We start from the raw sequence: 20,992 nt of genomic DNA on the forward strand, positions 1-20,992 counted from the left end.
GTTGGGGGCAGGAGCTGGCATTGGCGATGGTGACTTCTCCAATGGGCTTCATCGTCCCAGCAGCTGGTTGTGGACTTTGTTGTCGATGACGAAGGTGCCGCTGCCGTAGGCTTTGACCTCGCCTTTGTCGGCGACCTGGTATTCGTAGATCTTGACTGGCTTCACGCCCGGGACGGTGGACATGAGATAGACGCGGATGCTGAGGGGCTCGGTGCCTTTGGCTCCCTCGAGCAGCTTGGTGGCGAATTGCAGGTCGTTGCGGCCGGCCTTGGCGCCGCCGATGATGACTTCGGCCTGCTTGGTGTCCTGGAAGCGGTGGTCGGAGATGCGGTTGACTTTGACCTTCACCTCGCGGCCCGGGCAGAAGACGTAGACCTTGGCGATGTACTGGGCGCCCTTCACGGCGATAGGCATTTCCGGTGTCTTGCCGCTGGCCTTGAAGTCCTCGTGCTGGACGTAGCTGTAGTCGCCGGCCTGGAGCTTCTTGCGGATCTCTGGCAGGGCGCCGAGGTTGATGTAGTCCGCGGTGTCGTATTTCCAGCGGCCGCGCTCATTGAGGAAATGGAGCAGTAGCAGGTTGTCGGTAGGCTGGCCGCCTACGCCGAAATCCACCTTGCCGAAGTAGACGGCGGTGGCGGTGGCTCCGTTCTGGGTGACACGTAGGGCTTTCAGGTTGTCGATAGCCGGTGGTGAGGCGGGTACCTCAAAGACAGCGGAGGGGAAAGCACGCTTCTCGGAGAGGATGCGGTTCTTGATGTGGAGCTGGCGGTGAGTGGCCGTGGTCTGGGACCAAGCGCGCGGATCCTTCTTGATCATCGCATTTCGCCAGGTGCCGTAGGTGGTTTCCAGCTGTGACTGCAGCAGTTTGTTTTCCTGCGCAAGGGATTTACCTGCAAGGCTGAAGAGGCAGCAGCAGGCCGTCATGGCTATCAGTAGGGGTGAAAAAAAACGACTTTGCATTGCAGAAAGCATTGCACAACCCTGTCGATCCCACGAACATCAATTTCAAGAAATTCATAGGCCAGCGGCCTGGCAGAGGACGGATTCTGCGAACTTGACGAAGATTGAACACCCACTCAGACTCTCCATTAGTCTTTGCCTCCCATGCAGACCGAGCCAATCATAAAGTCGCCGATCGCTGTGATCCGCGATGTTGAACTCCTCAAAGATGGAACCCCGATGGTCTATAAGAAGACCGAGCAGGGTGAGCTTACCTTGCATTGCTTCTTTCCTCCAGGCCATGAGCAGACAGATCACCGCACGGCCGTGGTCTTTTTCCATGGTGGCCAGTGGGATAATGAAATGACGAGCCAGTTTGCTCCGCAGGCGCTGAATTTTGTCAGTGAGGGAGCCGTGGGCATCGTCGTGGAGTACCGCGTTTCCTCCGTCCACAATACCACTCCGATGGAGGCGATCGCGGATGCGCAAACAGCCATTCTGTGGATCCGTAAAAACAACCGCTATCTGGGGGTCGACCCTGAGAAGGTGGTGGCTGGCGGAGCTGGCTCGGGAGCCCACATTGCCCTCTGTGCCGCTATGCACAAGAAGGTGGAAAATGATGGCTTCTACTCCGGCAAGCCGGATGCTCTCATCCTTTTCAGCGCGATTATCGATACCACGAACAAGGGCATCGGCATGTCCAAGTTTGCTTCCCGCAGGGAGGCTACCCGGACCTCACCCACCAAGAACGTGCGCCGCAAGCTGCCGCCGATGATCTTCTTCCACGGCGTGGCGGACCCCACGGTGCCAGTGGCGACGGTGGAGAAATTCTGCCGCAGGCTGCAGGGCAAGCGGAACATCGCCCGCTTTGTCCCCTTCAACCGGGCCACCCATTCCTTCTTTAACTTCAATGTGAACCAGCAGCATTTCGTGCAGACGCTGGAGGCGGCGAATGGATTCCTGGCTGAGCAGGGCTTTCTGGATCTGGACCCATCAGTGGGGCAGTTTGTGGACTACTAGATTGTCTCGTATCTTTTTGCAGATTGGTGTACGGGTGGTGCAGAATCGAACAGATTTGAAGGAATCTGCTGTTTTGGGCGTATAGCCTGCTTCAACCACACTCATCTATGAATATCATCAAGAATACCATACTCGCATGTGCCTTTGTACTGCCGGTCACCGTACTGGCTGAGTCACCTAAAGCTCCGGATACCGCCGCTACGGACAAGACCATCAAGCTCTTCAATGGCAAGGACCTGAAAGGCTGGAGACCAGACGTGCCGGCTGCCGACCACAACAAAGACATCAAGCCTAGCTTCATCGTGCGTGATGGCAAGCTGGTGAGTATGGGGCGCCCACTCGGCCACCTGACTACTAACCAGGTGTATTCCGATTACCGACTTGTCGTAGAATACCGCTTCTCTGGCAAGAAGGAGGACGGCAGCATCAAGACTGGCAACTGCGGTGTGCTGGTGCATTCCTCCACGCCTCGCGCGCTCTATAAAATGTTTCCTGCCTCCATCGAGGTGCAGATGATGTCCGGCTCCGCTGGTGACTTCTGGTGCATTGAGCAAGATATCTCCGTGCCAGATATGGAGAAGCGCCGCCCGAAAGGGAAAAACCAGAAGTTCGGCGGCTCCGAAGGCGATGCCCGCAATATCAAGAACCTGACCGATGGTTCCGAAAAGACTCCAGGTGAGTGGAACACCATGATCATCGACTGCGTGGGTGATGAGATCAAGGTCTGGGTCAATGGTGACTTCGTTAACCACGGCACCGGATGCACCGTCTCCAAAGGCCAGATCGCTCTCCAGGCGGAGGGGACCGAGGTCGAATTCCGCAAGGTGGAGCTCACACCTCTTCCTGCCAAGTAAGAGCTGTTAGCTTTTTTTGAATTTTCTGACCCCGCTATCTCAAGGGATGGCGGGGTTTTGATTTAGATGTCTTAAGTATCAGCTTGACAGGTAGGGGGTATTTATGCGATGGCATGTGTGGCTACTTTGTTTGCCGCCCTCCCTTAATTCGCATAACCCCTTTACTATCAAAAGAAAGACGTATTCATGCCCAAAAGAAGCCTCACACCGCGCCCACTGCTAGCTATCTTGCTATCTCTGCTCTGTACAGCGGGTCTGAGTTCTGCTGGGGCTTTCAGTACGGTAGTGATTGATGCAGGGCATGGAGGAAAGGATATCGGTGGTTCCTATGGCAAGGTGTATGAGAAACATCTGGCGCTCGATACCGCAAAGCGTGTGGACTATATGCTCAAGCGCAAAGGCTACCGCACCCGCATGACCCGTGATAGCGATCACTTCATTACTCTGCAGAAGCGTGCCTCGATCGGCAACAGCTACCGCAACTCCATCTTCGTTTCCATCCACTACAACTACACCTACAAGCGCCATGTCAAAGGGATCGAGACTTTCTACTACAGCTCCCGCTCCAAGGCTCTCGCGCAGTACATCCAGAATGCGACCTTGCGCAAGACGGGGGCAGTCGACAGGGGGGTGAAGTTTGCCCGCTACTATGTGATCCGCCATGCGAAGAATCCGGCCGTTCTGGTCGAGGGTGGATTTGTCTCCAATTCCTCCGAATGCCGTGACTGCAAGCGTGGCAACTATCGTCAGGATATTGCAGAGGGAATCGTCGAGGGCATCGTGCGCTACCAGTCCGCCCGCCGATCCGGCCGTGTGCGCTGAGCTTCCTTGGAATATTTCCAGGCCTTATCCCTCATAGAGATGTATGGAGGAAAAGCCCGGACAGACAATGCGCTGGTTTAGCAAGATCGAGGTCTGGCTCATGCTTGGCGTGATCGTCTATCTAGTGGTCCGATTACTAGCCCAGGATCCTCAGTCTGGGGCGCCTACCTGACTCTTTGATTCTTGTCGAGTTCCGGTCGGGGACTCTGAATTAGAACAATAAGTGACTATCTTAGAGATGATGGTTCATTAGAGCTGGCATTTTTTGTTCATCAGAAGAGCCAGATGCAATTGCATGCAATCTGTGCAATAATCTTGATAAATTTACTTACAAATTACGTACTTCCTCGCACACGCACGCACACCTTGCTCATGAAGTTCTCTGTACTAAGTCCTCTCGTCTGCGCCTCCACGGCCGCAGCCACACTCCTCCTGATCAATTGTAATAAGAACGACCAAAGCTCTCAGCCGGAGAAAGAATCCTCCGCCACCGAAGCTGAGTTGGTTGATTCTGAAGCTCAGCCGGAGCCTAAGCCAGAACCAGTGGATCCCGCTAGCTTGCCACCAGCGGCTCGCGATATCGCTATCAAGGTGCCGAAAGCTCTGAAAATCCTTGAGGCTTATCATGGCAAAAGACCAGAGAAAACCATCGAGCGTAAGCTGCACATCGTTTACTGGACTCCTGCTGACCGTGATCCGGCACCAGCCTACCAGGAGCGCCTGCAGAAGATTCTCGAGCACATCCAGAATTTCTATGCCGATGAGATGGAGTCCCTTGGCTTTGGCAGACAGACCGTCAACCTGGACTACGATCCTGAGGGCAAGATGCGTATTCACGTGGTCAGGGGTGAGAAGCCCTATGCTGAATACAACGTGCAAAGTGGAGGCCAGATCCGCAAAGATTGCGTGCCAGTTCTCAAGAAGGCCGGAATCGATGCCGACAAGGAGACCATCGTGATCTTCTGTAACATGGCGAACTGGAATGAGAAGCACCGCACCATCCGCCAGAACTCTCCCTACTATGCCTCCGGGACCAGCGTCAAAGGAACCGCCTGGCAGGTGGATTCTGAGATCCTGAATCTGGATGATCTCACCGAGAAAGGGAAATTTGTCCGCGACGGCCAGTACGGCAAGAAGTCACTCGGTCAGTACAATTCCATCTTCATCGGTGGTATCGCCCACGAGCTCGGTCACGCCCTGTCTTTGCCGCACAACCGCGAGACCGCAGATCAGAAGAAGGAGTTTGGTACGGCGCTCATGGGGAATGGTAACTTCACCTACGGCGAGGAATTGCGCGGCGAGAGCCTGGGCTCTTTCCTGAACCTCGGCCATGGCCTGAAGCTGGCCGCTCACCCTATGTTCAATGGCTCCGCCAAAGGCTTTGGCGAGATCGCCAAGCGCGAGGTGACGAATGTAAACATTGAAAACCACGGCAAGTCCTTCACCGTGAGTGGTAACGTGAAGTCGGATATCCCGGTGCATGCGGTTCTCGGCTACATGGATCCTACCGGTGGCGGTGACTATAATTCACACATGACCGTTTCCATCCCGGATGAAAACGGCGACTTCAGCCTGGAATGCAAGGAGTTGGTTCCTGGTAAGACTGGCCGCCTGAATATCACCTTCCTGCACGTGAATGGCGATGCTTCCTCCTTTGCTGGTCCAAACGACAAGTATTACCACCCATACTCCGTGGATAAAGAGGGGAATGTGGATCTCACCCTCGCTCTGATGAAGCTGGAGCTCACAGACTTTTTCGCCGCCGTGAACAAGGGAACTGCCAGCATGGACATGCTCCCAGCGGATGCCAGCCCGGAAATGCGTGAGATTGCCCAGCGTCTGGTCAATGCGAAGAACCAATCCAGGCCATTGCCGGCACCGGCCGCTCTGCCGGAGAGTACCAAGGAAGTGGTGCTGACGGATACCAAGTATGAGTCCATCAAGGTGGGCTACGGTCGCCCGGTCTTTGACAAAGTGCCTAGTGAGAATCCCATGCTGGTGGCTGCCGAGCGTGCCTTCTCCACCGGACTCTTTGCTCACGCGGAGTCCAGAGTGGTTTATACACTCGGCGGAAAATGGAACAAGCTTTCAGGCTTTGCCTCCATGGCAAACGGTAGCTGGGGAACAGCCGCCTTTGTCATCAAGGGGGATGGCAAGGTGCTCTGGAAATCTGGTAATACCAAGAGTGACCAGCTCAGAAACTTTGACCTCAATGTCGAGGGCGTGCAGACCCTCGAGCTCATCACCGAAGACGGTGGTGACGGGATCGGCAGTGACTGGTCCACTTGGTTTGATGTCAAACTCAAGCGCTAAGTCGCAGCTTACTGGTTGGCGCGGGGATTGAAATGGACCCCGCCGCCTTCCGGCGTGTTGCGCATGAAGTCCGCCACTTGGGCAAAAAACTTCGAGAGTGCTGTGGCTGCTTCGGCTGGGATTTCAGCCTCTACCATGGCGGCGTCCATCAGCTCCACCCAGCGGTCTCGCTCCTTGATGCCGATGGTGAAAGGCATGTGCCTAGCCCTTAGTCTGGGGTGGCCACGTTTCTGCAGATAGGTTTCATCGGCGGCTAGACGAAAGAGAAGGAAGTCCCTCAGGCGCTCCTCGGCTCCGGCCATGTCCGCTTCAGGGTACATGGGTCCGAGAATGTCGTCATCCTTCACTTTGGCGTAAAACGCTTTCGTCATTCTTTCAATTCCGGCTCGACCAACCAGATTCATGATGCTTTCTTCGTCCATCGGTGCGTTTGCTGAACTGCTCTTTAGGGCAAGACTACATGATAAAGGTCAGCAGTAAACTAAGATATCCGTTGTTCACACGTTCCCACATAAGAACATGACCCACAATCCTCACGACCAGATTCACTTCGAGGCGCCCTCGCTGGAAGAAGTAGAATCTTTACTACCCAAGTATCACTTTGAGTCGTTCATCGCCAAAGGTGGCATGGGCGCTGTATACAAAGCTACTCAAATTTCCCTGGATAGGCCGGTAGCTATCAAAGTGCTGCCAAAGGAATTCGGAGCAGACGCTTCTTTCCGCGAATCTTTCGAGACAGAGGCCAAGATGATGGCCCGTCTCAATCATCCAAACCTGATTGCCGTTTATGATTTCGGTGAAATCGAAGGCTTGCTCTACATTGTCATGGAGCTTGTCCCCGGTAAGTCCCTTTACGAAAAGGCCTACGGTAAGGCGATCAAGCAAGAGACTGCGATCGATATCATCCGCCAGATCTGTGAAGGTCTGGATCACGCTCATGAGTCCGGCGTTCTCCACCGTGACATCAAGCCGGCCAATATTCTCCTGAAGAAGAAAATTCCGAAGATTGGTGACTTTGGTCTCGCCCGAGCCGTTGGAAACTCTGAGTCTGGCGGTGTCATCTACGGAACTCCTGGCTACACAGCACCCGAGGTACTTAACAGCCCGGACAATGTAGACCAGCGTGCGGATATCTACTCTGTGGGCATCATGCTCTATGAGCTTCTGACTGGAGCCAAGCCGGAAGGCCCTTATCAGGCCGTCCACACTCATGTCGATTGTGACCAGCGCCTGGACAAAGTGATCCGCAAGGCGATCAACCCGAACATGAGGTTGCGCTTTTCGACGGCCAAGGAAATGGGCGACGAACTCGCTGAAATCCTGCGTACTCTTTCAGCACCGCCGACAGGGGGGCTCCGAGCTGCGCCTGCGGCGAAGAAGTCTTCAGTCAATCTCGGGGTTCCCGGGACCGCTGCACGCCAAACCGGTGCCAAGCTGAAACCTGCGGCCCAGCCTGTGACGCCTGCCGCAAAGCTGGCCACGCCCGGAGCTGCAGGTGCCGCACCTGCCAGGCCGGCGACTCCGTCTACCGCCAAGGTGGATGTGACCGGCAATAGCACGGTGACACGGAATATCGTGATCATCATCATTCTTCTGGTGGCGATCTATGTGGCTCAGGACCAGCTCTCCAAACGCAAGGAGCGCGTTGCTCAGCAGCAGGAGCAGATCGACAGGGAAGAGGCTCAAAGGAAAAAAGAGCGTGAGGACATCATCGCTGCCCAGAAAGCTCAATATCAGAACGGGAACAGACAGAATGATAATTCTGGATCAACGAGCCCGAAGCCTAAGCCAAAGCCGGCTCCGAAGCCCTTGACCAAACTTGAGGCTCTGGAGAGTTTGAAAGACGTCTTGGCAAGCGGACGCCGTCCGCTGAGCGAGATGCCCAAGGAGACCTTCTACCTGAGTAGCAAGTCTCGCATGCTTCTTTATGTGCAGACACCAATGACTTGGCAGCAAGCCGATCAGTGGTGCCGCGCGCACGGCGCATATCTCGCCACCGTGCGTGATAGTGCGGATGCAGCGTCCATCGCAGAGAAAATTCCAGCCGCCACTACCGCCTGGGTCGGAGCTGGTAAAGCTGGCAGAAACCTCTGGGCCTGGTCAGATGGTACCGTGTATGCCAATGACTTGGGATTGCGTAAGACAAGCAAGCTCTTCTACGTGGGGCTGAGCTCAGATGCCATTTTTGAGCTGCTCAATTCCAAGGACAAGCAGCCTTTCGTGATGGAGTGGCGTGTAGATGGCAGTCAGCCTGGTGGTATCCGCGAGCGACTCCAGTTCACCAGACAGACGCTGAACCAGATTGATCCTATTTACCCTCCGGGTACGTACTCCATCGGCAGCCGTAATTTCTGCCTGGTCTATGAGCCTAGCACCTTTGCTCAGGCGAGAAGTCTGGCCAAGGATGCCGGCGGTGAACTCTTCGTGCCGACTGATCAGACAGAGTTGGAAGCCGTGAAGGAGTTTCTTGCTGAGACATTGCCTGCAGGTGAGATGGCCTGGATCGGTGGCCAGCGCTCCGGCGACAAATGGACCTGGATTACGGGTGAGCCATGGAGTTTTGCAAACTGGGATCAGAACTATCCCGGAGATGGAAAGCTTGTGGCCGCCTTTGGTGCGGAATCTTCGCCATGGAGAGATCTTACTTCTTCGGATCGAGTTTCGTATATCCTGATCGAGTGGAGCAAGGACAAGGCGAAGTTTACCCCAGAGCAGCTCAGTGAAGATGCTGCCAATGTGAATGCCTCATTTGCATCTCTGCGCACGAAGGCTGAGCAGCTCTTGGCCAAGGAGAATACGGCCAGAGAAGAGCAGCATGCCGAGAACATCAAACGTCTCGAGTGGGATATTGACACCTACTTCAATGGACTCACCAAAGGGGACAAAGAAATCCAGGGCAAATTGCTTGAAGCACTCAAGACCACCTTCGTCGGTAAGGAAAGGCTTCCTGATGAGATCGAGAACAAGGGGCCTAGCCAGAAGGTCAGAGGCTTTACCAGCTACGGTTATGACAAGCAGCAGCGGATCGAAAAAGAGTTCCTCGCAGATGTGGACAAGATCCGCATGGCCTACATTCGCCAGCTCAAGAAAGTCAGGGATGACCTAGTCTCCAAAGGGCAAATCACCGCTTCCCGTTCTGTGGAAGATGAGATCTCTGCTGCGCAGAAGTCGACTAAGTCCTTCCTCGAGTTGATGGGAGTCGAGTAGACCGATCACTCGCAATCTTTTATAATCCTCACTCGATTACTGATCTATCGGGTGGGGATTTTTTTTGTAACTTTGACCGCAACTTTTGCGTACTACGTGTAGTTGATTCCTAAATGAATCGAGAGTGTCACGATTTTTGTGTGGTGTTAGGCTGTAGGCTGGATCCATTGTTCTGCCGTGCTTTGACGACGCATTTTTTAAATTTTGACTAGATTATTCAGGATAATTAACTTTATAAGCCCCGCAGAGGATCGTGTGTCATTCCTCTGAAGTTGCTGAAAATACCGCATAAAAAGTGATTATGAATCAATTTACCCCACCTCAACCTGAGGAACTTAATAATCTTTTTTCTGCCTACCGTGTCGATGGATTCATCGCACAGGGAGGAATGGGTGCCGTGTACCATGGTACACAGGTCTCCCTGGACCGTCCCGTGGCGATCAAGATTTTACCAGACGTGTTTGGAGAAGATCCAAGCTATCGTCAGTCCTTTGAAACAGAAGCCAAGGCGATGGCTCGTCTCAACCATCCTAACCTGGTCGGAATCTATGATTTCGGTGAGCTGGATGGCATGCTCTACATCATCATGGAATACGTGCAGGGGAGATCCTTGCATGAATCGGCCCATGGCCAGGTGGTGGAAGAGGAAGAGGCCGCCCGTCTTATTCTGGATATCTGCCGCGGTCTGGAGCACGCCCATGAGGCAGGCCTGATTCACCGGGATATCAAGCCGGCCAATATCCTGATTGATGATCAGGTGCGCCCGAAAATCGTGGATTTCGGTCTGGCGAGACCGCTCGAGGGTGATGAAGGAGGCGGTGTCGTCTTTGGTACGCCTGGCTATACCGCTCCAGAGGTGCTCAATCATCCGGAGAACGTGGACCAGCGTTCGGACATCTATTCCGTGGGTGTCATGCTCTATGAGCTACTCACTGGTGGAATGCCTGTGGATCCTTACATGAGCCCGAGCGAGGCTGCGGAGGCCGATGAGCGCTTTGATAACATTGTAGCTCGAGCCATCCAGCCGGATCCGGAACACAGATACTCATCTGTCTCTGAAATGGCTGAGGATCTCGAGGAACTCCTTCGCTCACTGACCAATCCTGAGCCAGTCCCGTCACCTCCAACCAGCCGCTTGCTCACCACTGCCAATACGCCGGCAGCCATGGGGGCTCGGCCACTTGCTGGAGCTACCGTAGGTGCTCTACGTACCCCGGCTCCAACCTATCTGGCTTCCAGTAAAAAGAAGAGCCCAGTAGTTCCTCTCCTGCTGGTGGCAGGTCTGGCGGTAGTCGGTGTCGTGGCTTATAATTCCATGTCCAAGCAGGATGAGCCTGCGCCAACTCCAGTAGCGACAGAGACTGCCGAGCAGGAAGCCGCGCGCATCCGTGCGGAAAAAGAGGCCGATATGGAGAAGCAGCGTGAAGCCCGCAGGCTCAAAAAGCAGCAGGAAGAAGAACTGCGCCTCGCCAAGGCGGCTGAGCGCGAGGCGGAAATGCGTGCCTTCAAAGCTGAACTCCAGGCAGGCCGTGGCAGAGTCGCGGAGCCTGAGGAGGTTTCGAGGCCTGTAGTTGTCGAGGATGCAGAGATCCAGACATTTGACCACAAGGCCTTCATCAAGGGCTTGAGACAGGATGTCGTCATTCACAATTCCTCCACAGTAGAAGAATACAATGAAGAGATCGCCAAGAACATCGACCGCTACAATCGTGAGATCAAGCGTGCGGTGCGCAAGCTGAACAATGGCGAGCGTGACGGGGTGGAAATGAAGGCCGAGGCCTTCTATGGCGCGATGCAGCAGAACCAGTACATCCCTGAGAAAGTTTCTGGTGAGCACTTCGTCATTACGCGTTCCCACTTTGAGTATTTCAGAGACCAGCGGGACATCGACCAGCGTTACGAGCAGCAGTTCAGCACCATGCGTTCTGAGTATGTGAGGGCTTGCGAGAAGAAGCTCAAGGAGCTGGATGCCCAAGCACAGAAAGAGGGTATCGAGGCGCTTAAGGCTGAGGTCGAGTCCATCCGCGAGGATAAGACGAGAATCCGTCTGATTGCCAGAGGACTGCCTCTTCCTGATGAGCAGGCCGGTTCCTAAGCCTGATCTCCAGTAATAGATTTACCCATGCCGCTCACCGTTTGCCGGGAGCGGCATTTCATTTTTACGAGTTTGGAAAAAAGGTTCGTCCTTCGCGGGCTATATGGCTACAGTGCCGCCGTGCTTCAGATCGTATTCAATGAAATTAGTGCCGCCGAGCTATCCAGAATGGATACCTTGGATCAGCTGGATTTGTTAGATTCCTTCCAGGTCACCAGAGAAAAGCTGGAAGACATGGATGGGGGGGATTTCGCCAAGCTGGAGCGCGATGATAAAGTGCTCTACCGTTTCCGTGCCAAAGAGTATCGTATCTACTTTGAGGTACAGGATGATCTGGTCGTGGTGCACCGCGTTCTGCACAAGAACACCTTCTCAGATTTCCTCTTCCGCTCTAAAATGCCTGTCGGTGAGGATGAGGCGCTCAGCCAGAGCAAGCATTTCTGGAAGCTCATCGATGAGGGCCGCAATGCCCGCAGGATGTAATTCCGGATCTCTCCGGGGGTCAGTAGATCCATAAAATAAGCTTTCGAACCCGTAATCTGTCTAGGATTAGCGGGTTCTTTCGCTTGGGGCTTGCCCATCGCCTGCGGAACGTGTTAGGAATGATGCTGAATATTTTTTCTAACTTAATCTTATGAAGGGAATTATCTACGGCGTCATCGGTGCTGCTATCGCATATTTGGTTATCCACGTCTACCGGACAGCGGGGCCGGAGGATGTCTTCCTGAGGATGAGTGTTTCGATTCTCGCTGGTCTCTACATCGGCCTAATGTTTATTACTTATGCGCTGCCTCTTATCTCGGATGCGGTCGCCCGTCTCCTCTACAGTGATCCTGGTGGTGAGCCTGAGATCGAGGATCCTATGCACGATGGACGGGCCTTGATGGCTCAGGGAGATTACGCAGGTGCACTCAAGGAATTCCGTAAAGTCACGGAGACGGATACTGAGAACCGTATGCCTTGGATCGAAATGGCCAAGATCCAGCTGACGCAAATGGAAGACCCTGATGGTGCGGTAGCTATACTCAAGGAAGGCCTGGAAAGCCATGAGTGGAGAGTCAATGACGCTGCCTACTTCATGTTCCGCATGGCGGAGATCCATCTCAAAGAACGTGAGGACAAGGATTCTGCCGTGAATATCCTCAGGCAAGTGATCGAGCTCTTTCCTGAGACTCGTCATTCGGCCAATGCGACCCATCAGCTCCGCGAGCTTGGTGCTCTCTAACTGTTCTCTCACTATATGGCTGCCCGATCCCAGCTCCCGGCTGCTTGCCTGAGTTGGACTGAGAGTCGTCTGGGTAAGTGGATCAGGCGGCAGGTCATGGTGCTGCCTGCACTGGCGAGTGTGGCTGCCGTTTTGTTAGTAGATCAGTGGTCTTGGCTGCTCTGCTTCGCCTTGCTTGCTTTCTTGCTGCTCTCTTGTCTGGGTGGTCTGCGTTGCCTGCTGCTGGCTCTGTTTTGTTCGGTGGCCTCTGGAGTGCTCTATCATGAGCGATTGGCACGGGAGTATTCCATAGCCGCACATCTTGGGGAGAGAGTGGAAGCACCATTTACCGTGATGGATGAAGTGCGGAGCGGGCGTGAGGGCTGGGAAGTCATGGTGACGCCTACAGTAGGGCCAAGCACGCAGGATAGGCTCTATCTGGATCTTCCCTGGATGGAGGTGAAGCCGCTTGTTGGGGATGTCTTGCTGGTAAAGGGACGGCTGGTAGCTCCCGCCAAGGCGATGAATCCCGCCGCCTGGGATCAGCAGGACTGGTTGGCGAGGCGCGGAGTGCATACAGTTCTGGATGCTTGGGACGCGAAACCTACTGGAGAGGTGGACAAGCGCTTCCTACTACAGCGCTGGGCCTGGTATGCCCGTGGCTGGATAGGGGAAAGAATCACAGCGGGTCTGGAGCCTGGTGGTCAGGATGAAAAGGTGATCCGGGCGATGTTCCTCGGCGAGCGCCCACAGGGAGCCAGAGAGATGGTGGAGGACTTTCGCAAGAGTGGGACGATCCATGTCTTTGCAGTGAGTGGTCTGCACGTCATGATGATTGGTGGTTTTGTGGCCTTCATGCTGCGCCTTCTCGGTGTGCCCCGGAAAGTGTGGGTGCTTGCGGTCATCGCGGTGATGTTCTTTTACGCCATGGTCACAGGTATGCGACCGCCAGCCATGCGCGCCGCGGTGATGGGGAGTCTGGTTATTGGTGCCTGGCTGTTCTCGCGCAAGCCCGTGCTGGGAAATGGCGTGGCCCTGAGTGCGCTGGTGGCTGTGCTTTGGAATGGACACATGATCTTCATGCCGGGTTTCCAGCTGTCCTTTGGGGTGCTGGTGGCCATCGTGCTGACCACCTCCTTGGTGCATCGTTGCTTCCGGTGGATTCACTACATGGATCCCTTTTTGCCGAGGCCCTTGTATTCCCGTTATCAGGAATGCTCACTCTGGACGAGGCGGCAGCTCAGCGGGGGACTCACAGTCGGGGGGAGCGCCTGGTTAGGTTCCGCGCCGCTGATGTTCTGGCATTTTGGGATCGTGACGCCAGCGTCCTTCTTGTTAGGGGTACCTTTGGTGTTCATGGCCTTCTTCATCATGTCGCTGTGCTGTGTGTCTCTCTGTATCGGCAGTCTCTGGCCGCAGGCCTCCCAGCAGTTGAATCGCCTGAATGGCCTGCAGGCGGCTGGAGCACGCGGGATGGCGGCAGCTCTCGCGGATGCCCCCGGTAGCCATTTTCTGCACAAGGAATGGCAGCAGGGCGAGAGGGTGGTGGTCTATGCCATGCCAGAGGGGGGAGCCTGTGCCTATCTGGGAATCGGTGGAGGTGCCTTGCTGGATGCGGGGGATCGTGATGCCTTCTATCAGGAAGTCTGGCCCTCCTTGAACCGATATGGTGCTCCAGTGGATAGTATGATTGCTACCCATGCGGACAGTCAGCACTGCGGTGGTTTCCTGCCCCTGCTAGAGCGTTACCAGATTCAGCAGGCATTGGTGCCGGATGAAGGGCAGTCGCGTGGATTGCTGCGGTCCTTACTCAGTGAGCTGGATTCACAGGGAGTCACTACCTTGAGAGCGGGCGAGGGACAGCGGCTGGCGCTGGATGCAGACAGCTGGATCGAAGTCCTCTATGCACCGGGAAATGTGGGAGGTCTGGCAGATGACCGTTGTCTGGTCCTCCGGCTTCACTGGCGGGGAAAGACCCTGCTCTTTCTGGGTGACTCAGGCTTCGAGTTCGAGCAATGGGCCATGCAGGGCAGCGTGGATCTCTCTGCGGATATTCTGGTGCTGGGCAAGCACCGCGAAGACCTTTCTGGGTCGCCTGCTTTGCTGGAAAAGATCTCGCCCAAACTTGTCATCGCCAGCGAGCACGCTTTTCCGGAAGGGGAATCCAGAGGAGAGGCTTGGTACGCTAGCTTGGAGCAGCAGGGCATCCAGGTTCACCGCCTCGATCAGTCCGGTGCGGCGATCTTGGAGCCCGCGAGTGATGGTATAAAACTGCGGGCTTTCCGCTATCCGAAGTAAACGGATTTTGCGTTGGACTTTGTCGGCGGAAATGCGAATTTTGCCGCATTAACAACCTTTCGTCGGCTTATCATTCAGAAAAACTTTAGTCTTCTACTCGCGCTGCGTTACCTGAACCCACTGCGCACCCACGTCTCTGTCATTACCCTGATCTCTCTGCTCGGCGTCGCCGTGGGAGTGATGGTGCTGATCGTGGTCAATGGGGTGATGGCCGGATTTGAAGGGGTGGTGAAAGAGCGCGTACTCGGCCAGTCGCCGCACGTTGTCGTGCAGCGTGTGCAGCCATGGCAGGCCTTCGATGCGAATGGTAATCCTCTCTCTGCGGAAACCCAGTGGCGCGATCTGGAGCAGAAGCTCAAGGAGGTCAAAGGCGTGACCAATGCCTACCCTCTGGTAGAGGACTTTGTGATCGTAGACATGAACGGTCAGGTCGTCCCGCAGAAGATGCAAGGGGTCGATACCCAGGATAAAAGCACCATGGAGGCGCTGAAGAAGCTGGAGATCCCAGACAGAGGCACCACCCAGATGGGCATGGGCGTGATCAGTGACCTGAGTATCGATGAGGTGGAAGCGGCTCTCGATAAGGATTCCGCAAACGATCTGTCGATGGAGGAAATTAACGAGGCGCCGATCGCTGAGGCTGAGACCACGGATGTCTGCATCGTGTCCTCACTCTTTGCGGATAACTTCAAGCTGCAGCCCGGCATGATTCTTGAAATCATTTCTAACAGGAATATCAAACAGCTCAAGCCGATGCTCGACAGGCAAAATCAGCCATCCATCTATGACCAGCATCAGATGGACTTTGAGCGCTTGATCACAGACCTGAATGACTTTTGGAAAACGGATGGAGAAAAGGAATCCGCGAATTATGAACGGGTCAAGCGGGCACAAGATTTCATTGTCTACCTGAAAGGCTTGAACGCGAGACAAGGAGAGCTCGATTTGGTGGATGCCATCTATCAGCTGACACGTACCAGCGACTATGACGATACGACCAATTTTTATGAGAAAGGCCGCCTGACAAAGCTACTGAGTACTATCGATGAACTCAAGCAAGTGGATCTCAAGAAACTGGATGAAGAGGAAGACATGCAGTTCAAGGAATTGGCCTTGCCGAAGAAGGTAAAGATCGTCGGAGTCTTCCGTGCTGACCGCTTTGCGCAGGGTACGCCGTCACTGCTCGTGCCCTTGCATCTGGCGCAGGAGCTAGCCGGGGCTGGAGACAGCGGAGGGATTGGCGGAGTCGCCGTGAAGGTGGAAGATCCCTATACGGTGAACCAGGTGCTAGAAGATGAAATCATCCCGATGCTGACGGCCAATGGCCTGATAGTCGATTGGAAGCCTGTAACCTGGATGGAGCAGTTCGAGCAGCAGTTTGATCTCATCAAGCAGCAGAAGTTGATGATGGTGATTGCCCTGTTCTTCATTGTGTTAGTCGCAGTCTTCTCCATAGGAGCGGTCATGTTCACGGTGACCGTGCAGAAGAAGCGCGAGATCGGTGTGATGAAAGCTCTCGGAGCCACGCCGGCGCAGATTACCCAGGTCTTTACCCTGCAGGGGGTAATCGTGGGTATCCTCGGCGCGGTTGGCGGTGTCGGGTTGGCGATTCTCGTGCTGAAGAACCTGAATGTCATCCAGAGCTTTGTGGCGGGCTTGGGCTTCGATCCCTTCCCGGCTTCATTCTACGGTATGGAAACGCTGCCCCATAAGGTGGACACCTGGGAAATGGTGCTCGTCAGTGTCGGAGCCTTCCTGATGTGTACTTTGGCTGCCTGGATCCCGGCCTTTATGGCCTCACGCGTGGATGCGGCGAGATCATTGCGCAACATGTAAATTTCGGCTAAGCTACTGCAAGAGGCATGAAAATCTGGTTGTTGGAAGAGGGCGAACGTACAGGCCCCCATGAGAGCTACGAAGTCCGTGACAGGATCGAAGCTGGAGACTTGGCGGCCTCTACCCAGGCCTGGTACGAAGGCGCCCCGGATTGGGTACGTCTGGATGAAGTCCCGGTCGTAGAGGGTTTGTTCCGCACCAGGGACAGCCTGGAGAGTTCGGGGGCTTTGGCCACTCCTATCAGCGAGGAGGAAGTGATGGAGGAGCAGATTGCGCTGGAGTACATCTACCCGCCCAAGCTGCATCTGGTGCGGCGCTTCTTCGCCCGTTTGTTTGATTTGATGCTCTACATGACCCTGCTCATCATCGTGATCAGGGACCCGGTCATTCTGGATCCGGCACAGCGGGATGTGATGTTTCACCTGATGATGGGCTTGGGCTACGTGCTGATCGATGCCGGCATGACCAATCTCTGGAAATGCTCTCCCGGCAAATGGCTGCTGGGTATTCGGGTCGTAGATTCCCAGGGTTTGGCCATTGGGCTGGGCAGCTCGGTGATGCGCTCCCTGCGTGTCTGGGTGCTGGGCTGGGGAATGTGGATCATTACTCCTGTCTCACTGGCCATCAGCTGGTTCATGGCCAAGCGGCTGAACTACATGGTCTGGGATTTCCCCAAGCGCTACCGGGTAGTCGCTGAGCCGCTAACAGCGATGCGTATCACGCTAGTGGTTCTAGCCTACCTGATGCTTGCAGTACTCATGCAGTACGGGTTCCCGCCCGAAGTCATGGAGATGCTGGAGAACCAGATGCAGAATCCTGCTCCATAGTGCTTGCAGTACGGGGGGATGCCCCGTAAACCTGTGGTGGCTATGCGTGATATTGTTTACTTCGACTTGGAAACCCAGAAAAGCTTCTCCGCTGTTGGAGGCGCCAAGAATAAGGCGAAAATGGGAATCTCTGTAGCGGTAACCTACTCTACCAAAACAGGACAGTATCACATCTACACCGAGGAGAATATTGATGACCTCGTCCAGCAGCTCGTCCGCGCTGACCTCGTCGTCGGCTGGAACCACGTCCAGTTCGACTACCCAGTGCTGCAGGGCTACACCGTCTACGATCTGGAGACCCAGACCATGAACCTGGACATGATGCTGGAGCTGGAGAAAGACCTCGGCTTCCGCCTCAAGCTCGACTCCGCCGCCAAATGCTGCCTCGGCAACGACGGTAAAACCGCCGATGGCCTGGACGCCCTGCGCTGGTGGAACGAGTACAAGAAGACCGGAGATCCGGAGTTCATGATGAAGATTGCCGAGTACTGCTGCTTCGATGTGAAAGTGACCAAATGCGTTCACGAATACGGTGTGGAGAAGGGAATCATCAAATACGAGGACAAGTCAGGCGATACTGCAGAAGTTTCCGTAGACTGGAGCTAGACCCAGAGCCTCTGAGTATCAGTGTGTAAGGCCCTTTCATTCCCCAGATGGGAAAAAATGGCCAGTTTTGTAATGGCGTAAAACGAACGTTTCTTGTCTAGTGCTAGCGTTGTGAAAGAACTATTCGATATTGCGCTATCTCCATGGGTTTTACCCTACACCGTGATGCTGTGTCTCTTTGTGGTCTACTGGCTGCTGGCGGCGATAGGCACCATGGATATTGATAGCCTGGATATTGATGCCGATGCAGATGCTGACACGGACGGTGGCGGCTTCATGGCAGGTTTCCTGAAAATCGTGAATGCCACGGATGTTCCTCTGATGATGGTGCTCTCTCTGATCTGCTTGTTCAAGTGGATGCTCTTGGTGATGTATCATGGTTATGTGGGCTTCGCTTCCCTTTGGTGGGGAGGCCTGCTCGGGATCATCGGTGCGTTCATCATTGCATGTATTGTTACCAGGATCTTGATGAAGCCTCTGAGCCCTCTGTTTGCTGCCTTCAAACAAGGCGAGAATGATGAGGAGCCTGTCTATGGTCGCGAGTGCGAGGTCGTTTCTGGAACTCTAACTGATAAGTACGGGCGTGTGGAGATCCCACGTGAGCGCGGTGCTCCTGCTGTCGTGGCCTGCCGCTTGGTAGAGGGTGATGTGCCTCTTAAAAGAGGGGACAAAGTAGTGCTCTTTGATCACGATAAAGAAAATAGCCTCTATGTGGCTAAGCGAATTTGAAACAATCTAACAAAAAACAACAATGATAACTGAACTAGTAAACAACCATGTTACTCTGGCAAGCCTGCCAGGTAATATCATTACGATTGGTATCGTAGTGGCAGTAATTATTCTGATTGCAGGAGTGCTTGCCTTCATTAATTGCTTCCGCAAAGTGGAGAAAGGTACCGCACTGATCCGTACAGGTCTGGGTGAAACCAAGGTGACCTTTACGGGAATGATGGTATTCCCTGTGGTTCATCGCTCAGAGCTGATGGACATTTCTTTGAAGCGTATTGAAATCGACCGTACTGGCAAAAATGGTCTTGTCTGTAAGGACAACATGCGTGCGGACATCAAGGTCGCTTTCTTCGTGCGTGTAAATAATCTCGCACAGGACGTGATCAATGTGGCTGAATCCATCGGTTGTGAGCGTGCCTCCAGTGAACCTGAAATCCGTGGACTCTTTGACGCGAAATTCTCTGAGGCTCTCAAGACGGTGGGTAAGAAGTTTGACTTCACCGAGCTCTATGAAGAGCGTGAAACTTTCCGTGACCAGATCATCGAAGTCATCGGTCGTAACCTGAATGGTTTCATTTTGGATGACGCGGCGATCGACTACCTGGAGCAGACTCCTATCGAAAGTCTCGACCCAGACAACATTCTCGATGCGGAAGGTATCAAGAAGATTATCGATTTGACCGCTGGTCAGGCCAAGCTGGCGAACAACATCCAGCGTGACAAAGAGAAGGTCATCAAGCAGCAGGACGTGGAAGCGCGTGAAGCGATCCTTGAGCTCGAGCGTCAGCTTGCTGAGACCGAGGCCAAGCAGCAACGCGAAGTACAGATCGTTCAGCTTCGTGAGCAGGCAGAGACTGACAAGGTGCGTGAAGAAGAGCACCAGAAGGCAGAGCGTGCCCGTATCACTGCTGAGGAAGAAATTCAAATTGCAGAGGAGAACAAGCAGCGACAGGTGCTGGTTGCCCTGCGTAACAAGGAACGTACCGATGCCGTCGAGCTCGAGCGCGTGGAGCGCGAGCGTATGCTTGAGGCTATTGAGCGTGAGCGTGTGACCGCCCTCAAGGCCATCGAGAAAGAGAAGGCCGTCGAGATCGAGAAGAAGAACATCCAGGAGGTCATCAAAGACCGCGTGGCTCTCGAGAAGACCGTGGTCATCGAGCAAGAGAAGATCAAGGACACCGAAGCCTTTGCCGGCGCAGACCGTCACAAGCAGGTTCTGGTTACCAAGGCAGAGGCCGAGGCTCAGGAAGTTCTCATCCGCCAGATCAAGGAAGCCGAGGCTCGCAAGGAAGCAGCCCAGCTCAAGGCAGACGAGGAAGCCTACAACGTGCAGAAGGCTGCCGAAGCCAGCAAGAAGGCCAGCGAGATGAAAGCCGAAGAGCGTGTCATCACCGCAGAAGCTGCCCTCACCGCATCCGAGAAGGAAGCCAATGCCAAGAAGATGCTCGCAGACGCGATTGCGAAGGAAACCGCTGCCGAAGGCCTTGGCCACGTGGAGGTGAAACTTGCAGACGCAGACGCCCTGCAGAAGCAAGGTGCCGCTCAGGCCGATGTGGATGCCCTCAAGTTCGCTGCCGAAGCGAAGGGTATCGAGCAGAAGGCTGCCGCCATGAAGCTCTTCGAAGAAGCCGGCCAGGAACACGAGGAATTCAAGCTCCGCCTCGAGAAAGAGAAAGCCATCGAACTCGCAGAGATCGACGTCCAGCGCCAGGTTGCCGAGCAGCAGGCTGTGGTGATCGGCGAGGCCCTCAAGCAGGCCAAGATCGACATCGTGGGTGGCGAGACCGAGTTCTTCGACCGCATTACCAATGCTGTCACCAAGGGCAAGGTTGCCGACCGCATCGTCGACAACTCAAGAGTGCTCAGCGACGTGAAGGAAACCTTCTTCAACGGAGACCCTGAGTACTTCAAGAGCCAGGTGAAGAGCTGGATCGACCAGTTCGGCATCGAGACAGAAGACCTCAAGAACCTCAGCGTAGCTGGTCTGTTAGGGAAAATGATTCCTCAGGCAGACGGCGACGTCCAGCAGAAGCTCATCGGCTTCCTCGGTGCAGCAGAGCGCTTCGGCCTCTCAGACGCCAAAGCCAGCAGCCTGCTGAAGTAAGGTATTAAGACAATCCCAGTGCGAGTAAGCATGGAGCGGAAAGCACTGGGATCCTTAATAAATTTTTTACCACGAATTTCACGAATCCCACGAATGGTTGCAAAGCAAGTCTCTGTAGCCAAGCGTGCTAAGATAAGT

Annotated in this window: 16 protein-coding genes; 14 read left to right on the top strand and 2 right to left on the bottom strand. The window is 54.6% G+C overall.

Annotation, left to right across the window (positions count from 1 at the left end):
* Positions 1-48: 48 nt before the first annotated feature.
* Positions 49-924, bottom strand: a complete 876-nt coding sequence (locus tag BUB27_RS02875) for a hypothetical protein (RefSeq protein ID WP_143158037.1) — start codon at positions 922-924, stop codon at positions 49-51.
* Between the two features lie 180 nt (positions 925-1,104).
* Between BUB27_RS02875 and BUB27_RS02880 the strand changes: the two genes are divergently transcribed.
* From BUB27_RS02880 to BUB27_RS02895, 4 genes are all read left to right on the top strand, one after another.
* The gene (locus BUB27_RS02880; RefSeq protein WP_143158038.1) at positions 1,105-1,959 is read left to right on the top strand and encodes an alpha/beta hydrolase; all 855 of its coding nucleotides are present in this window, start codon (positions 1,105-1,107) and stop codon (positions 1,957-1,959) included.
* A 107-nt stretch (positions 1,960-2,066) separates the two neighbouring features.
* Entirely contained in the window at positions 2,067-2,813 is a 747-nt protein-coding gene (locus BUB27_RS02885) for a 3-keto-disaccharide hydrolase (RefSeq protein WP_143158039.1), read from the top strand.
* 186 nt (positions 2,814-2,999) lie between these two features.
* Positions 3,000-3,635 (top strand): N-acetylmuramoyl-L-alanine amidase family protein, encoded by a 636-nt coding sequence (locus BUB27_RS02890; protein ID WP_143158040.1) that lies wholly within the window; start codon positions 3,000-3,002, stop codon positions 3,633-3,635.
* Positions 3,636-4,007: 372 nt separating this feature from the next.
* Complete coding sequence (locus BUB27_RS02895; RefSeq protein WP_159434765.1) at positions 4,008-5,948, top strand: NPCBM/NEW2 domain-containing protein; 1,941 nt, start codon at positions 4,008-4,010, stop codon at positions 5,946-5,948.
* Positions 5,949-5,956: 8 nt separating this feature from the next.
* Here the strand turns inward: BUB27_RS02895 and BUB27_RS02900 are convergent, their stop codons facing one another.
* Positions 5,957-6,370, bottom strand: a complete 414-nt coding sequence (locus BUB27_RS02900; RefSeq protein ID WP_143158042.1) for a globin domain-containing protein — start codon at positions 6,368-6,370, stop codon at positions 5,957-5,959.
* 97 nt (positions 6,371-6,467) lie between these two features.
* Here BUB27_RS02900 and BUB27_RS02905 point away from each other — a divergent pair, with 97 nt between their 5' ends.
* From BUB27_RS02905 to BUB27_RS02950, 10 genes are all read left to right on the top strand, one after another.
* The gene (locus tag BUB27_RS02905) at positions 6,468-9,155 is read left to right on the top strand and encodes a protein kinase domain-containing protein (RefSeq protein ID WP_143158043.1); all 2,688 of its coding nucleotides are present in this window, start codon (positions 6,468-6,470) and stop codon (positions 9,153-9,155) included.
* 301 nt (positions 9,156-9,456) lie between these two features.
* On the top strand, positions 9,457-11,250 hold the full coding sequence (locus BUB27_RS02910; protein WP_143158044.1) for a serine/threonine protein kinase: 1,794 nt from the start codon (positions 9,457-9,459) through the stop codon (positions 11,248-11,250).
* A gap of 27 nt (positions 11,251-11,277) precedes the next feature.
* Positions 11,278-11,733, top strand: a complete 456-nt coding sequence (locus BUB27_RS02915) for a type II toxin-antitoxin system RelE family toxin (protein WP_234991656.1) — start codon at positions 11,278-11,280, stop codon at positions 11,731-11,733.
* Between the two features lie 151 nt (positions 11,734-11,884).
* Positions 11,885-12,475 (top strand): tetratricopeptide repeat protein, encoded by a 591-nt coding sequence (locus tag BUB27_RS02920; RefSeq protein ID WP_143158045.1) that lies wholly within the window; start codon positions 11,885-11,887, stop codon positions 12,473-12,475.
* 15 nt (positions 12,476-12,490) lie between these two features.
* A complete protein-coding gene (locus tag BUB27_RS02925; protein WP_143158046.1) occupies positions 12,491-14,752 on the top strand; it encodes a ComEC/Rec2 family competence protein in 2,262 nt (753 codons plus the stop codon).
* Between the two features lie 12 nt (positions 14,753-14,764).
* Positions 14,765-16,588, top strand: coding sequence for an FtsX-like permease family protein (locus BUB27_RS02930; protein WP_143158047.1), 1,824 nt, complete (start codon positions 14,765-14,767; stop codon positions 16,586-16,588).
* Between the two features lie 26 nt (positions 16,589-16,614).
* Positions 16,615-17,415, top strand: coding sequence for an RDD family protein (locus tag BUB27_RS02935; protein ID WP_143158048.1), 801 nt, complete (start codon positions 16,615-16,617; stop codon positions 17,413-17,415).
* A gap of 42 nt (positions 17,416-17,457) precedes the next feature.
* Positions 17,458-18,021 carry a ribonuclease H-like domain-containing protein gene (locus BUB27_RS02940; protein ID WP_143158049.1) on the top strand — a complete coding sequence of 188 codons (564 nt, stop codon included), beginning with the start codon at positions 17,458-17,460 and terminating at the stop codon, positions 18,019-18,021.
* 111 nt (positions 18,022-18,132) lie between these two features.
* Positions 18,133-18,750: an OB-fold-containig protein gene (locus tag BUB27_RS02945; protein WP_143158050.1), complete on the top strand. Its 618-nt coding sequence runs from the start codon at positions 18,133-18,135 to the stop codon at positions 18,748-18,750.
* Between the two features lie 22 nt (positions 18,751-18,772).
* Entirely contained in the window at positions 18,773-20,854 is a 2,082-nt protein-coding gene (locus BUB27_RS02950) for a flotillin family protein (protein ID WP_200797046.1), read from the top strand.
* Positions 20,855-20,992: the final 138 nt, after the last annotated feature.

It is taken from the genome of Rubritalea squalenifaciens DSM 18772, from assembly GCF_900141815.1.
Classification (GTDB): Bacteria; Verrucomicrobiota; Verrucomicrobiia; order Verrucomicrobiales; family Akkermansiaceae; genus Rubritalea; species Rubritalea squalenifaciens.

Excerpts from the sequence above, each read along its gene's own strand:
- BUB27_RS02875 (WP_143158037.1), bottom strand. The coding sequence starts at position 924 with ATGACGGCCTGCTGCTGCCTCTTCAGCCTTGCAGGTAAATCCCTTGCG.
- BUB27_RS02880 (WP_143158038.1), top strand. The coding sequence starts at position 1,105 with ATGCAGACCGAGCCAATCATAAAGTCGCCGATCGCTGTGATCCGCGAT.
- BUB27_RS02885 (WP_143158039.1), top strand. The coding sequence starts at position 2,067 with ATGAATATCATCAAGAATACCATACTCGCATGTGCCTTTGTACTGCCG.
- BUB27_RS02890 (WP_143158040.1), top strand. The coding sequence starts at position 3,000 with ATGCCCAAAAGAAGCCTCACACCGCGCCCACTGCTAGCTATCTTGCTA.
- BUB27_RS02895 (WP_159434765.1), top strand. The coding sequence starts at position 4,008 with ATGAAGTTCTCTGTACTAAGTCCTCTCGTCTGCGCCTCCACGGCCGCA.
- BUB27_RS02900 (WP_143158042.1), bottom strand. The coding sequence starts at position 6,370 with ATGGACGAAGAAAGCATCATGAATCTGGTTGGTCGAGCCGGAATTGAA.
- BUB27_RS02905 (WP_143158043.1), top strand. The coding sequence starts at position 6,468 with ATGACCCACAATCCTCACGACCAGATTCACTTCGAGGCGCCCTCGCTG.
- BUB27_RS02910 (WP_143158044.1), top strand. The coding sequence starts at position 9,457 with ATGAATCAATTTACCCCACCTCAACCTGAGGAACTTAATAATCTTTTT.
- BUB27_RS02915 (WP_234991656.1), top strand. The coding sequence starts at position 11,278 with ATGCCGCTCACCGTTTGCCGGGAGCGGCATTTCATTTTTACGAGTTTG.
- BUB27_RS02920 (WP_143158045.1), top strand. The coding sequence starts at position 11,885 with ATGAAGGGAATTATCTACGGCGTCATCGGTGCTGCTATCGCATATTTG.
- BUB27_RS02925 (WP_143158046.1), top strand. The coding sequence starts at position 12,491 with ATGGCTGCCCGATCCCAGCTCCCGGCTGCTTGCCTGAGTTGGACTGAG.
- BUB27_RS02935 (WP_143158048.1), top strand. The coding sequence starts at position 16,615 with ATGAAAATCTGGTTGTTGGAAGAGGGCGAACGTACAGGCCCCCATGAG.
- BUB27_RS02940 (WP_143158049.1), top strand. The coding sequence starts at position 17,458 with ATGCGTGATATTGTTTACTTCGACTTGGAAACCCAGAAAAGCTTCTCC.
- BUB27_RS02950 (WP_200797046.1), top strand. The coding sequence starts at position 18,773 with ATGATAACTGAACTAGTAAACAACCATGTTACTCTGGCAAGCCTGCCA.